Origin of the sequence: Thiohalocapsa halophila (assembly GCF_016583825.1) — a bacterium.
In the GTDB taxonomy this organism is placed as follows: domain Bacteria; phylum Pseudomonadota; class Gammaproteobacteria; order Chromatiales; family Chromatiaceae; genus Thiohalocapsa; species Thiohalocapsa halophila.
Genome location: NZ_NRRV01000001.1, coordinates 98,127 through 111,491, shown reverse-complemented (window position 1 = coordinate 111,491; position 13,365 = coordinate 98,127). Strand labels below are relative to the sequence as shown.

The 13,365-nt window shown below is 68.1% G+C and carries 10 protein-coding genes; 5 read left to right on the top strand and 5 right to left on the bottom strand.

Translation table 11 applies throughout. From position 1 onward, the window contains the following. Window positions 1-152 precede the first annotated feature (152 nt). The 3 genes from CKO31_RS00530 to amrB all read right to left on the bottom strand — a co-directional run bounded on the left by CKO31_RS00530 (window position 153) and on the right by amrB (window position 3,065). Window positions 153-1,439 (bottom strand): HlyC/CorC family transporter, encoded by a 1,287-nt coding sequence (locus CKO31_RS00530; protein WP_200232958.1) that lies wholly within the window; start codon window positions 1,437-1,439, stop codon window positions 153-155. Between the two features lie 137 nt (window positions 1,440-1,576). After that, on the bottom strand, window positions 1,577-2,266 hold the full coding sequence (gene amrA, locus CKO31_RS00525) for an AmmeMemoRadiSam system protein A (RefSeq protein WP_200232956.1): 690 nt from the start codon (window positions 2,264-2,266) through the stop codon (window positions 1,577-1,579). After that, the gene (gene amrB, locus CKO31_RS00520) at window positions 2,253-3,065 is read right to left on the bottom strand and encodes an AmmeMemoRadiSam system protein B (RefSeq protein WP_200232954.1); all 813 of its coding nucleotides are present in this window, start codon (window positions 3,063-3,065) and stop codon (window positions 2,253-2,255) included. Before amrB ends, amrA begins: the two co-directional genes overlap by 14 nt. A gap of 192 nt (window positions 3,066-3,257) precedes the next feature. On the opposite strand from amrB, the gene amrS reads away from it, so the two are divergent. Both amrS and CKO31_RS00510 read left to right on the top strand, forming a co-directional pair. Next, on the top strand, window positions 3,258-4,352 hold the full coding sequence (gene amrS / locus CKO31_RS00515) for an AmmeMemoRadiSam system radical SAM enzyme (RefSeq protein WP_200232952.1): 1,095 nt from the start codon (window positions 3,258-3,260) through the stop codon (window positions 4,350-4,352). A gap of 231 nt (window positions 4,353-4,583) precedes the next feature. Next, entirely contained in the window at window positions 4,584-5,552 is a 969-nt protein-coding gene (locus CKO31_RS00510) for a recombination-associated protein RdgC (protein ID WP_200232950.1), read from the top strand. A 50-nt stretch (window positions 5,553-5,602) separates the two neighbouring features. Here the strand turns inward: CKO31_RS00510 and CKO31_RS00505 are convergent, their stop codons facing one another. Together CKO31_RS00505 and CKO31_RS00500 are read right to left on the bottom strand one after the other, a co-directional pair. Further along, window positions 5,603-6,610, bottom strand: coding sequence for an NAD-dependent epimerase (locus CKO31_RS00505; RefSeq protein WP_200232948.1), 1,008 nt, complete (start codon window positions 6,608-6,610; stop codon window positions 5,603-5,605). Between the two features lie 83 nt (window positions 6,611-6,693). Then, entirely contained in the window at window positions 6,694-7,980 is a 1,287-nt protein-coding gene (locus CKO31_RS00500; protein ID WP_200232946.1) for a nucleotide sugar dehydrogenase, read from the bottom strand. 383 nt (window positions 7,981-8,363) lie between these two features. On the opposite strand from CKO31_RS00500, the gene CKO31_RS00495 reads away from it, so the two are divergent. Genes CKO31_RS00495 through prsR form a run of 3 tightly spaced genes read left to right on the top strand, consistent with a single transcriptional unit; the run spans window position 8,364 to window position 13,243 of the window. Next, window positions 8,364-9,761, top strand: a complete 1,398-nt coding sequence (locus CKO31_RS00495; protein ID WP_200232944.1) for a TIGR03013 family XrtA/PEP-CTERM system glycosyltransferase — start codon at window positions 8,364-8,366, stop codon at window positions 9,759-9,761. Window positions 9,762-9,788: 27 nt separating this feature from the next. Then, window positions 9,789-11,882 (top strand): XrtA/PEP-CTERM system histidine kinase PrsK, encoded by a 2,094-nt coding sequence (gene prsK / locus CKO31_RS00490; RefSeq protein ID WP_200232943.1) that lies wholly within the window; start codon window positions 9,789-9,791, stop codon window positions 11,880-11,882. Further along, a complete protein-coding gene (gene prsR, locus CKO31_RS00485) occupies window positions 11,879-13,243 on the top strand; it encodes a PEP-CTERM-box response regulator transcription factor (protein ID WP_200232942.1) in 1,365 nt (454 codons plus the stop codon). The genes prsK and prsR overlap by 4 nt, the downstream gene beginning before the upstream one ends. Window positions 13,244-13,365 lie beyond the last annotated feature (122 nt).

Below are 13,365 nucleotides of genomic sequence, written 5' to 3'. Positions count from 1 at the left end.
GCGCAATGACGCCCGTCGGGCTTGCTGAGGCGACAGTGCGAGGGCTGACGCATCCTGGTGCGCAATGGCAAGAGCGGTAAGGACCGGGTGGTGCCATTCCGTGCGACGATGCGACTGAGGGCGCGCTCTGCTGGCGCGGGCGCCTCAGCGCATCAGTGCATGCTCGCCGACACCGCCGTAACGGCCGGCAGGGGCCCGAGGTGCTTGACGGTCTTCACCGCCTTTTCATCCGTCTGGATGATCTCCAGCGGGTGTCCGTAGAGCTTCAGGCTGGTGCCGGGCTGCGGGATGGTCTCCAGATAATCGATGATGAGGCCGTTCAGGGTCTTGGGGCCGTGCTTGGGCAGGCCCCAGCGCATGGCGCGGTTGAGCTCGCGGACATTGATGCTGCAGTCGATGAGCAGGCTGCCGTCGTCGGCGCGGTGGATCTCGGGGTAGGCGTCGGCGGGATCGGTGGTGAACTCGCCGACGATCTCCTCCAGCAGGTCCGCCAACGTCACCAGCCCCTGGAAATCGCCGTACTCGTCCACCACCAGCGCCACGCGGCGCTTGGCACGCTGGAAGGCGATGAGCTGCTGGTAGAGTCGGGTGCCTTCGGGCACGAAATAGGGGGGGCGGGCGATGGCGCGCAGGCGCTCACGGATGTCGCCGTCATCGTCCAACAGGCCGATGGTGTGGCGGGTGTGGAAGATGCCGATGACGTTGTCGATGCCGCCGTCGAACAGCGGCAGCCGGGTGTAGTTGGCGCGCTTGATGGCGGCGACGATCTCGTCCGTCGGGTCCTGGAGGTCGATGCCTTCCACCTCGTTGCGGGGGATCATGATGTCCTCCAGCACGGCGTTCTCAAGGTCGAGGATGGCGAGCAGCATGTCCCGCGAGCCCTCGGGGATCATGGCACCGGCCTCGTTGACCACGGTGCGCAGCTCCTCGCGGCTCAGTGCCGAGCCATCCTCGGCGCCCGGGTGCACGCCCAGCAGCCGCAGCAGGTTGTTGGTGATGATGTTCACCGACCACACCACCGGCTGCATGACCTTGAGCAGCGGCGTGTAGACATAGGCCGCCGGATAGGCGATGACCTCCGGGTGCAGCGCGGCCAGGGTCTTGGGCGTGACCTCTGCGAAGATCAGGATCACCAGGGTCAGGACGCCCGCGGCGATGGCAATGGCCCCCTCGCCGCCGAGCTCGAGCGCAATCACCGTCGCCAGCGACGACGCCAGGATGTTGACGAAGTTGTTGCCGAGCAGGATCAAGCCGATGAGCCGGTCCGGGCGATCCAGCAGGGCGCGGGCGAGCTTGGCGCCGCGGTGCCCGCTCTCGGCGCGGTGGCGCAGCCGATAGCGGTTCAGCGTCATCAGCGCCGTCTCGGAGCCCGAGAAGAACCCGGACAGCACCAGCAGCACCAACAGGGACAACAGCTCGGCGATGGGGATTTGGTCCACGGCGGGGCCTGGCAGATGCAGTGCGGCGAGGGTGGGTGCTGGCGCGCGTCGGGCTGTCGGGGCGCGGTCGCGGCGTGGCGGCTAGCGGCGGGGCGTCGCCGGGCTGAATCGGGCCGTCGCTCGGCTCGGGCTTGGGATCAGTCGCCGAAGGATTCGGTGCGGTAGCGCCAGACCCGTAGCTCGCCGCTCCAATGATCCGGCCGCAGGCCGGCCTTTTCCTTGAGCCGGCGCAGGAAGTCCTCAGGCGCTGGCAATTGCTCCCACACCGCCGGCAGGAAGGTGCCGCGGCGGCCCGCGTCCGCCAGGATCAGCCCGTCGCTGCCCGGGACCAACTGCGCCAGCAGCCCGGCCTCGTCGCTGAACGCCAGCTCCACCGCCGGCGTCAGCACCGAGACCTTGATGCTGAGCGCCGCGAGCTCGGAGAGCGCCAGCGGCGGGAAGCGCGGATCCCGAAAGGCCGCCGCGAAGGCGTTGTCCGACACGTCCAGCGCCAGGGGCTGCGTCGCCTCCAGATGGCCGATACAGCCGCGCAGGCGCCGCTTCAGCTCCAGTGTTACGAAGGCCGCGCGCGGCGCTTGCAGGGCCGCTGTTTCGGCTGTGATCTCCAGGGTGCCGGGGCGGCCGGTCTCCAGGCCATGGCGGATGGACGCTTGCGCGATGTCCAGCAGCCGGCGGCGCTGGCTGGCGTCCAGCAGCGAGGCACCCAGCGAGGCACCCAGCGAGGCCTTGGCGGAGTCGGCTGCACATGCCTTGGTGCCGGGGGTCGGCTCGGCGCCCGCCGCCGTCGGCTGCGCCGTGCGCGCTCTGCCATCGTCAGTTGAAGGCATAGGCCCCATAGCCTACCACTCGATCCCTGGGGCCGGCGGTGTCGCCGGAGTTTCGCAGGTCCAGCGCTCGGGCGTGCAAGTGGTGATGCCGTGCGGCCGTCAACAAGCCGGCAACGGGATGCCGACCACAGGCCTGGCGTGTGGAGATGGCGTCCGGGCGCAGTGCACAGATGGCCTCTGAGGTGCGGGCGTCAATGGCTCGGGCGCTGTCGTAGTCCAGATAGTGGCTGAGGTCCGAGCTGATGACGATGAGGGTCTCCGGGCCGCCCCAAAGGCGCTCCAGCACCTCGGCCACCTCCTCGGCGCTGGCATCGCCCACCAGTAGCGGCACGATGCCAAAGTCGGAGAGCCGCGCCTGCAGAAACGGCAGCTGTACCTCCAGGCAGTGCTCGCCGTCGAAGGCCATGTCCAGCTCGTGCACCTGGGGCAGGTCGGCGGCGCTGGCCAGGGCGGCGCGGTCCACCGGCACGCTGCCCAGCGGCGTCGCGAGCGCCGCCGCCTCCGGCACCGCGAGCCCGCGGAAGGGCAGCCGATGCGCAGGACCCAGGAGCAGCACGCGGCGGATGGTCTCCGGCTGCCGGAGCTGGGCATAGGCACTGGCGGCCACGGCGCCCGAATACGCATAGCCCGCGTGCGGGGCGATGAGGGCCTTGGGCTGGCCTGTGGGCGTCGTTTCGGTGCTCGCCGGCGCATCGCCGGGCTCAGCGGCGGCGAGCAGGTCCGTCACCATGCCGCGGAGGCTGCTGGCATCGCCCGGGTAGAAGAGGCTTGCGACTGCGGGGCGGCGCGTTCTCGACATGGCTGGATGTCCGCTGCGAAAGGGGTTGTTTGGGGCCATACTTAGGAGAAGTCTGGGGATAAGTCTGAGCACAGGCGCTTTAATACCGCAAGACAGACAGGTGAAAGCGCCAAGCGTGCTTCCTATCCAGAATTCTAGCGTGCCCGGCGGCGCTTGCAGTGCCTGGCACGCGGCATCTTCGGAGGGCCTCCCATGCATGCCAATGCTGCCCATCCCACCGAGCTCTGGCACCGGCTCGACGACGGCCGAGTCCAGTGCGACGTCTGCCCCCGCGCCTGCGCCCTGAAAGAAGGTCAGCGCGGGCTCTGCTTCGTGCGCGGCTGCGAGGACGGCGCCGTCGTGCTCCATAGCTACGGGCGCTCCAGCGGCTTCTGCATCGATCCCGTCGAGAAGAAGCCACTGAATCACTTTCTGCCCGGCACCCCGGTGCTGTCCTTCGGCACTGCCGGCTGCAACCTCACGTGCCGCTTCTGCCAGAACTGGGATATGTCCAAGTCCCGGGAGATGGACAGCCTGGCGGCGGACGCCTCGCCCAAAGGCATCGCCCATGCCGCCGCCAGTCACGGCTGCCGCAGCGTCGCCTACACCTACAACGACCCCGTCATTTTTCTGGAGTACGCCTGTGACACGGCCGAAGCCTGCCGGGCGCTCGGCATCCGCAACGTGGCGGTTACCGCCGGCTATGTCTCGCCCGGGGCGCGGGAGGAGTTCTTCGCCTGCATGGACGCCGCCAACATCGATCTGAAGGCCTTCACCGACGACTTTTACAAAAAGCTCTGCAGTGCGAGCCTCGCGCCGGTGCTGGAGACCATCGAGTATGTGCACCACGAGACCGATGTCTGGCTGGAGCTCACCACGCTGATCATCCCCGGCCACAACGACAGCGATGCCGAAATCGCCCGCATGGCCGCCTGGGTGGTGGAGCACCTCGGGCCGGACGTGCCCATGCACTTCAGCGCCTTCCATCCGGACTACCGGATGCGCGACCTGCCGCCCACGCCGCCCGCCACCCTGATCCGGGCGCGGCGGGTGGCCATGGATCAGGGCGTGCGCTATGCCTACACCGGTAACCTGCATGACGGCGCCGGCGGCAGCACCTACTGCCATGCCTGCGGCGAGCTGCTCATCGAGCGCGACTGGTATCGGCTCGGGCGTTGGGGGCTCACCGCCGACGGCCGCTGCGGCCACTGTGGCGCCCCCTGCGCCGGCGTCTTCGAGGCCGAGCCCGGGCATTGGGGCGCGCGGCGGCTGCCGCTCGCGCCGTCCGCGCTGGCCGAGGTGGCTTGATCGGCTCAGCGCCCGCGACGCGCACGCTGGCGCCTTGTGCATCCTAACCGCGTCGGCATTCGAGCCGGTGCGCTGTAGGTCGGCGCCGACGCCAGGAGGCCCGACGCTCGTGCCGTCGTACGTCGTCGGGCTTCGCGTCTCGCCCAGCGCCGACCTGCGGCCGCCTCGAGATTTATTTGCCCGAATGTGTCCTTAGCCGGATAATCCGCGGCTTTTTCGCGGGAGCAGCGGATGTTCAAGAACGCTCGGGTCTATCGGCTCAACACCCCTTTCGAGCTGGACGAGCTTGGCCTGCACGAGCGCCTGGCCGAGAAGGGCTTCCGCGGCTGCGGCCCGCTGGAGGCCATGACCATGGGCTGGAGCCCGCCGCTGGGCCCCCAGGCGGAGATGCTCACCCACGCCGTCAACGGCTGCCTGCTGGTGGCCGCGCGCCGCCAGGAGCGCCTGCTGCCGGCCTCCGTGGTGACCGAGGCCGTCGCGGAGCGGGTCGCGGAGCTGGAGCAGGCGGAAGGCCGCGACGTCCCCCGCCGCGAGCGCAGCCAGCTGCGCGATGCCCTATTGGCCGAGATGCTGCCGCAGGCCTTCACCCGCTCGCGGCTGATCCCGGCGCTCATCGATCCGCAGGCGGGCCGGGTGCTGGTGGATGCCGCCTCGGAGAAGCTCGCCGAGGAGGTGCTGTCGCTGTTGCGCGAGAGCCTGGGCTCGCTGCCGGCGACGCCGCTCGCGGCGCCGTCGGCGGCCGAGCGCTTCACCGCCTGGGTGCTCTCCGGTGCGCCGCCCGCGGGTCTGGCGCTGGAGGATCAGTGCGAGCTGCGCGACCCGGCGGAGAAGGGCAGCGTCGTGCGCTGCCGGGGTGTGGATCTGGGCTCAGCGGAGGTGCGCGCCCATATCGACGCCGGCATGCGCGTCGCGGCCCTGGGTCTCAACTGGCAGGACGGCCTCGAGCTGGTGCTCGGGGACGACTTCTCTCTCAAGCGTCTGCGCTTCGCCGACGAGCTGCTGGAGCAGGCCATGGATGGTGCCGAGGATGAGGACCCGGCGCTGCGCTTCGAGGCGGAGATGACGCTGATGAGCGAGCAGCTGCGCGGGCTGCTCGGGGCCTTGGAGGCAGCGCTGGCGGACGAGGCGGAGGCGAGCCCCGCAGCGAAGGCGCCCGCCGCGGATGCCGAGGTTGCCGGCGGCGAGGCACCACCCTGGTAGATGGCCGCGCCTGCGCGTCGGCAGGCAGCCCGCGGCTCGGCCGCCGTGGCTCAAACGCGGTAGTAGCTCCGATACCAGTCCACGAAGCGGGCGACGCCGTCCTCGATGCTGGTCGCCGGTTTGTAGCCGAGCTGCTCCACCAGGTCTGTCACGTCGGCATAGGTGTCGGGCACGTCGCCCGGCTGTAGCGGCAGCAGCTCCTTCTGCGCCTCGCGGCCGAGGCAGCGCTCCAGCACCTCGATGTAGTGCATCAGCTCCACCGGCTGGTTGTTGCCGATGTTGTAGAGCCTATAGGGCGCGCTGCTGGTGGCGGAGTCCGGGCGGTCGCCGGACCATGCCGGGTCGGGCTCGGGGATGCGGTCCAGCACCCGGATCACGCCCTCGACGATGTCGTCGATGTAGGTGAAGTCGCGGCGGTGCTGGCCGTAGTTGAAGACGGGAATGGGCTCGCCTGCGAGGATGGCGCGGGTGAACTTGAATAGCGCCATGTCTGGGCGTCCCCAGGGACCATAGACGGTGAAGAAGCGCAGACCCGTGCTCGGCAGCCGGTAGAGGTGGCTGTAGGTGTGGGCCATGAGCTCGTTGGCCTTCTTGCTCGCCGCATACAGGCTGAGCGGATGGTCCACGTTGTCGTGCACCGAAAAGGGCATGCTGGTGTTGGCGCCGTAGACGGAGCTGCTGGAGGCGTACACCAGGTGCTCGACGCCGTTGTGGCGGCAGCCCTCCAGGATGTGCGCGAAGCCCACCAGGTTGGTATCGACGTAGGCGAGCGGGTTTTCGATGGAGTAGCGCACGCCGGCCTGCGCGGCCAGGTTCACGACGCGCTCGGGGCGATGCTCGGCAAAGGCCGCCGCGATGCCCGCGCGGTCTTCCAGGCTCAGGCGCAGGTCCGTGAACCCGGCCTGGGCTTGCACCCGCTCAAGGCGCGCCTGCTTGAGGCTCACGTCGTAGTAGTCGTTCAGGTTGTCGACGCCGATGACGGTGTCACCGCGCTCGAGCAGCCGCAGGGACAGAGCGGAGCCGATGAACCCGGCGCTGCCGGTGACGAGCACTTTCATGAGGGGGACCTGAGCGGGGTTATGGGGCGGGGTGCAGGCCGACGCGCCGATGCCTGCATGATCATCGCCGGTGATCCGATGCGTTAGAGGCGACCGTCCACCGCCTCGGCCGGGAAGAGGTGCTTGACGTCGTAGACGATGGCGCCGGGCTTGGCGAGCCTGCGGACGGCGTCGATACCCATCTCGGCGAACTGCCGGTGAGCGACGGCGAGGACGACCGCGTCGTAGTCGTCGCCGGCCTGCGGCTCGACGAGCCGGATACCATACTCACGCTCGGCCTCATCGCTGCTGGCCCAGGGATCGTGCACGTCGCAGTGGGTGCCGTAGGCCTTCAGCTCCGCGGCGATGTCCACCACCCGGGTATTGCGCAAATCCGGGCAATTCTCCTTGAAGGTCAGCCCGAGCAGCAGCACCCGCGCGTCGTGCGGGAAGCCGTTGCGCGCCGCCATGAGCTTGACCACTTCGCTGGCGACGAAGGCGCCCATGCTGTCGTTCAGCCGGCGTCCCGCGAGGATGATCTCCGGGTGGTAGCCGATCTGCTGGGCCTTGTGCGTGAGATAATAGGGGTCCACGCCAATGCAGTGGCCGCCCACCAAGCCCGGGCGGAAGGGCAGGAAGTTCCATTTACTGCCGGCGGCGGCGAGGACCTCGTCGGTGTCGATGCCAAGGCGGTTGAAGATCAGCGCCAGCTCGTTGACCAGCGCGATATTGACGTCGCGCTGGGTGTTCTCGATGACCTTGGCGGCCTCGGCGACGCGGATGCTGCTGGCGCGGTGGGTGCCGGCGTCGATGACGCTGGCGTAGAGCGCGTCCACGAAGTCTGCCGCCTCCGGCGTCGAGCCCGAGGTGACCTTCTTGATGCTGGTGAGCCGATGCTCTTTGTCGCCGGGGTTGATCCGCTCCGGGCTGTAGCCGACGACAAAGTCCTGGTTGTAGCTGAGCCCCGATCCCGCCTCCAGCAGCGGGACACAGACTTCCTCTGTCGCGCCCGGGTACACCGTGGACTCGTAGATGACCACATCGCCTTTGCTGAGCACACCGGCGATGAGCTCGCTGGCGGATGTGAGCGGATGGAGGTCCGGTGTCTTGGCCTCGGTGATAGGTGTGGGCACGGTAACGATGTAGACGTCGCAGGGGCGCAGGTCCTCCGCGGCGGTGGTGTAGCTGAGGTGCTCGGCGGCGGCCAGCTCTTGTGGCTCCACCTCCAGCGAGCTGTCTCGGCCACGGCGCAGCTCGGCGACACGCGCCGCATTGATGTCCAGGCCGATGGTGCGGTAGCGTCGGCCCAGGGTGACGGCGAGGGGCAGACCCACATAGCCGAGGCCGACGACGCCGATGGTGGTGGCGCGCACGTCGAGTCGAAGAAGCATGATCCTGGGCTCCGGCTGGAACGGGCGATGGCGCTCTGGTCACACGAGGGATGCTGCGCGGTGCGACGCGGCGCGCGGCCCGTGCAGCACCTGTATCTAGCTCAAGGATACCATGGGGGCTCTCGGCGGGGTCTCTGAGCGGGGTTTCTGAGCGGGGTTTCTGAGCGGGGTCTATGGGCGGGGTCTATGGGCGGCGGCGTGGCCAGGGCGTTGGGCTGTGCGGCAATGGCAACGCCGTGCCGGCCCGGCCTGGGCCGAGCGGCGCTATGCTACCATGCGCACCGGCGCTGAAAGGTCAGCCCGGCCCCGCCTGCGGCCTCGCCGCCGCGTCAAGCACCGCGGGCCAATTGCACGGATAAGGCTGCTGTAGCTGCGACATCGGAATGATTCGGCTGTTCGGCCATCACGTCTCTGGGCTCAATCTCGTCCTCGGCCTGCTGGAGCTCGCGCTCTTCGTCGCTGCGCTGCAGTTAGGCGTCGGTGCGCGCTTTGGGTGGGAGCTGCCACACGACATCGCGCCGGCGGACACCTGGGTGACGGGCCTCATATTCGCGCTGGTGATGTCCCTGTCGCTGGCCTCCATGGGCCTCTACCAGCGCCGTGCCCAGGACGGCGATGCCGGCTTCGTGGTGCGACTGGCCATCGCCTTCGCCATTGGCACGGCCGTACTGGCGCTGCTGTTCTACCTGTTTCCCGCGATCGTCATGGGTCGCGGCGTCCTCGCGCTGTCGCTGCTGTTCTCGTTCGTGGGTACGGTGGCGCTGCGTATTGCCTTCGATCAGATCGCCGGCGCCGAATCCCAGAAGCGACGCGTCTTGGTGTTGGGTGCCGGGGTCAACGCCGAGCGTATCGCCGAGCTCGCCGAGCGCGACCGCACGCTCGGCTTCTGTGTGGTCGGCTATGTGCCGCTGCCGCGCAGCCAGCGTCTGTTGGCAGACGATAAGCTCCTGACACAGAAAGGCTCTCTGTTGGAGCTCGCGATTGCCCACAACGTCGACGAGATCGTCGTCGCCGCCGACGATCGCCGACGCAAGCTGCCGGTGGGCGAGCTGCTGGACTGTAAGCTGAGCGGCTTCGCGGTGCTCGATCTGCTGACTTTCTTCGAGAAGGAGGTGGCGGCGGTCAAGATCGATCTGCTGCACCCGAGCTGGATCTTCTTTTCGCGTGACGGCTTCAGGATCGGCGTCACCGGTCTTTATGGTAAGCGGTTGCTGGACCTGACCCTGGGCTCCTTGATGGTGCTGGTCGCCGCGCCGGTGATGCTGCTGGTGGCGCTGGCATCCTTGGTGGAGTCCCGCGGCCGCGATCCGGTCTTCTACCACCAGATCCGCATCGGCCAGGGCGGCCTGCCGTTTCGCGTGCACAAGTTTCGTAGCATGCGGGTGGACGCCGAAGCCGACGGGCGGGCACGCTGGGCGGCGAAGAACGACAGCCGTATCACCCCGCTCGGCGCCTTCATGCGGCGCACGCGCCTGGACGAAGTGCCGCAACTGTTCAATGTGCTCAAGGGCCAGATGAGCTTGGTGGGGCCGCGCCCAGAGCGTCCGGAATTCGTCGAGCGCCTCTCCAGCGGCATTCCGTATTATGCTGAGCGCCATCGCGTGAAGCCGGGCCTGACCGGCTGGGCGCAGCTCCTCTACCCCTACGGCTCCGACGAGGAGGACGCCAAGCGCAAGCTCGAGTACGACCTGTACTACGTCAAGCACGCCGGTATCTTCCTGGATCTGGTGATCTTGCTGCAGACCGTGGAAGTCGTGCTGCTGGGCAAGGGCGCTCGTTGAGCGCCGTCGACTAGGTGGTGAATGACCATGGCCGTGTCACCGGCGCTCATCGGCTTCATTGGCTATGTCGCCGCTGCGGCTGCCATGGCGGTGCTGGCGCTGCTGTTGCTCACCAGCTGGCGGGGGCGCTTGCAGGGCGGGCTGCTGCTGTTGGCGGTCCTGGTCAGCGCCGTCTGGGCCGGGCTGCTCGCCGTGCAAAGCCAGTGGCAGGCGATTCCGGTACAGGCGATATGGGCCGCCGAGGCGGCGCGGATGGTCGCCTGGTGTCTGTTCCTGTTGGGCGTCTTGAGCCAGCTTCGCCATGCCTTGGCGGAGCGTCTGCGGCTGCTGCGCTGGGCCGTGCTGGTGGGGGGCGGGCTGCTGCTGCTGCCCTTCGAGGATTGGCTGCCGGCGCTGCTGCCCGGTGTCGGGGGCTGGCTGTCGAATGCCCGGCTCATCGGCCAACTGCTGCTGACCGTCGGCGGCCTGTTCCTGGTGGAGCAAGTCTACCGCAACACCCCCTGGCAGCATCGCTGGGGCATCAAGTTCCTTTGCTTCGGCCTCGGCGCGGTCTTCGTCTACGACTTCTATTTCTTCGCCCAAGCACTCCTGTTCGGGCGCCTGGACACCGGCGTCTGGCTCGCCCGCGGCGGGGTCAATGCGCTGGTGATGCCGCTGCTCGCCGTCTCCGTGGCCCGCAATCCGCAGTGGTCGTTCGAGATCGCCGTCTCGCGCAGTGTCGTCGTGCACTCCACGACGCTGATGGCGGCCGGCCTCTACCTGTTGTTCATGGCCCTGGCGGGCTACTACATTCGTGCCTACGGCGGCGAGTGGAGCGCAGTCTTCCAGCCCCTGTTCTTCTTCGGTGCAGCGCTGCTGTTGATTGTGCTGCTGTTCTCCGGGGAGCTGCGCTCACGGCTCAGACTCTTCGTCAGCAAGCATTTTTACAGCTATCGCTACGACTATCGCGAAGAGTGGCTTCGGCTCATCAGTGTGCTCTCCGGCCGGGTGTTGCAGGCGACGCTGCCGGAACGCATCATCCTCGCGCTGGCAGAGCTGGTGGACAGCCCCGGCGGCGGCATCTGGGTGCGTGACGCCGACGGCAACTGCGGCTTCCGCCTCTGCTGGAATCTGCCTCAGGCCGAGGTGGACCAACGCTGGCAGCCGGCAGAGCTGTGCACGGCGCTGGCGCGGGACGGCCCGGTCATCGATCTCGGCCGCCAGCCCGACGACCCACTGGTGGACGCGGCACTGCCGCGATGGCTGCGCGAGAGCCGAACGCTGTGGCTGCTCGTGCCGCTAATGCACGAGACCAGCGTGCTTGGCTTCGTGCTGCTGGCCCGGCCCCGCGCGCCCCAGCAGCTGGGCTGGGAGAATGTGCAGCTGCTGCAGACGGCCGCGCGCCAGGCCGCGAGCTATCTGGCCCTCGACGAGGCGGCGGCTGCTCTGGCCGAGGCCCGTCAGTTCGACGGCTTCAACCGTTTGTCCGCCTTCGTGGTGCACGATCTGAAAAACCTGGTAGCGCAGCTGTCGCTGGTGACTCGCAATGCGGAGCGCTACCGCGACAATCCGGCCTTCGTCGACGACGCCATGCAGACGGTGCGCGACGCCGTGGAGCGGATGAACCGCTTGCTGCTGCAGCTGCGTGCGGCAGTGCCCACCGGGGCCCAGGAGCGGGTTGCGCTGCTGCCATTGCTCGAGCGAGCGGCGGCCGAGCGAGCGGTGCAGCCGCCGGCGCCGGAGCTGCAGGTGCGCGCCGGTGCCTCGCCGGAGGTCTACGTCGACCCCGAGCGCTTCCAATCCGTGCTGCGCAACATGATCCAAAACGCCCAGGATGCGACGGACAAACAGGGCCATGTCACCGTGACCCTTCACACCGACGGTGACACGGCGATCATCGACATTCAGGACGACGGCTGCGGTATGGATTCGGCGTTCGTGCGCGAGCGGCTGTTCCGTCCCTTCGATTCCACCAAAGGTCTGGCCGGGATGGGGATCGGTGCCTATGAATGTAAGACTCTCGTCGCGCTCGCCGGTGGTCGCGTGGACGTGGACAGTGAGCCGGGCCGGGGCACGCGCTTTTCCATCCACCTGCCGCAGGCGGCGGCACAGACCCAGCAGCCTTTGGCCGCAGCGGTATGACACGAGTGCAAGAAGACACCATCAAGCTTCTCGTCATCGAAGATGATCCGGGCCTCCAGCGGCAGCTGCGCTGGAGCTTCGAGGGCTGCGAGGTCGTCGTCGCCTCCGATTACGATACGGCGCTCAAGGAGCTGGAGCAGGCGGCGCCGCAAGTGGTGACCCTGGATCTGGGGCTGCCGCCGGACCCCGGCGGCACCAGCGAGGGGTTTCGGCTCCTCGACGAGATCCTTTCGCGCGCCCCGGACACCAAGATCATCGTCGTCACCGGCCACAATGATCGCGACAACGCCGTGCGCGCCATCGGCCGCGGTGCCTACGATTTCTTCGAGAAGCCCATCGACCCGGATCTGCTCACACTGACGGTCGAGCGCGCGGCGAAGCTGGCCCGCTTGGAGCGGGAATACCGCAAGCTGGCCATAGCCGTGCCCGAGTCGCCGTTCGGCGAGCTGATCGCCGTGAGCCCGCAAATGCTCGAAGTCTGTCGCAGCGTCGAGAAGCTTGCGCCGGCCGACGTCACCACCCTGATCCTCGGCGAGAGCGGCACCGGCAAGGAAGTGCTGGTGCGTATCCTGCACTCGCTCAGCAACCGCAGCACCCGCCGACTGGTGGCCATCAATTGCGCCGCCATCCCGGAAGCGCTGCTCGAAAGCGAGCTCTTCGGCTACGAGAAGGGCGCCTTCACCGGTGCCGTCAAGACCACTCGCGGGAAGATCGAGACGGCGGACCGCGGACTCCTGTTCCTGGACGAGATCGGCGACTTGCCCCTGTCGCTTCAGGCGAAGCTGCTGCGCTTCCTGCAGGAGCGCGTCATCGAGCGGATCGGCGGGCGGCAGGAGATCCCGGTGGACGTGCGCGTCATCTGCGCGACCCACCAGGACCTGCCGAAGCTCATCAAAGACGGCCGTTTCCGCGAGGATCTCTACTACCGCATCAACGAGGCCACCATCAACGTGCCGCCGCTGCGCGAGCGCCAGGATGATGCCGTGGTGCTCGCCCGCGCCTTCCTGAACCGCTTTGCGGCTCGGCATCGCAAGCAGGTGAAGACCTTCACGCGGCAGGCATTGACCATCATCGAGTCCTATGAGTGGCCCGGCAATGTCCGCGAGCTGGAGAATCGCGTGAAGCGCGCCGTGGTCATGGCCGACGGGCGCGAGATCACCGCGGCGGACCTGGAGCTCGGCGAGGTCGAGGTGCGCGAGACGCCCTTCGATCTGCGCGAGGTGCGGGAGCTGGCCGAAATGCAAGCCGTCAAGCGGGCCGTCCACCACAGCGATCGCAATCTCTCCCGGGCCGCGGAGCTGCTCGGCATTACCCGCCCGACGCTCTACAACCTCATGAAGAAATACAAGATTCCGAATTGACGGGCGGAGCTGCGGCGGGGCGAATGCGCCATATTTCGCTCCCTGCGGGAAACGCCGATCGATGCTCGTTGCCCGTGCGAGCCAGGCCGGCCCGCCATTGTCATTGGCTCTCAAGCTGCTGA

Bases quoted from the DNA above. Each gene is read 5' to 3' on its own strand.
- amrA (WP_200232956.1), bottom strand. From the start codon at position 2,266: ATGCCTTCAACTGACGATGGCAGAGCGCGCACGGCGCAGCCGACGGCG.
- amrB (WP_200232954.1), bottom strand. From the start codon at position 3,065: ATGTCGAGAACGCGCCGCCCCGCAGTCGCAAGCCTCTTCTACCCGGGC.
- amrS (WP_200232952.1), top strand. From the start codon at position 3,258: ATGCATGCCAATGCTGCCCATCCCACCGAGCTCTGGCACCGGCTCGAC.
- CKO31_RS00510 (WP_200232950.1), top strand. From the start codon at position 4,584: ATGTTCAAGAACGCTCGGGTCTATCGGCTCAACACCCCTTTCGAGCTG.
- CKO31_RS00505 (WP_200232948.1), bottom strand. From the start codon at position 6,610: ATGAAAGTGCTCGTCACCGGCAGCGCCGGGTTCATCGGCTCCGCTCTG.
- CKO31_RS00500 (WP_200232946.1), bottom strand. From the start codon at position 7,980: ATGCTTCTTCGACTCGACGTGCGCGCCACCACCATCGGCGTCGTCGGC.
- CKO31_RS00495 (WP_200232944.1), top strand. From the start codon at position 8,364: ATGATTCGGCTGTTCGGCCATCACGTCTCTGGGCTCAATCTCGTCCTC.
- prsK (WP_200232943.1), top strand. From the start codon at position 9,789: ATGGCCGTGTCACCGGCGCTCATCGGCTTCATTGGCTATGTCGCCGCT.
- prsR (WP_200232942.1), top strand. From the start codon at position 11,879: ATGACACGAGTGCAAGAAGACACCATCAAGCTTCTCGTCATCGAAGAT.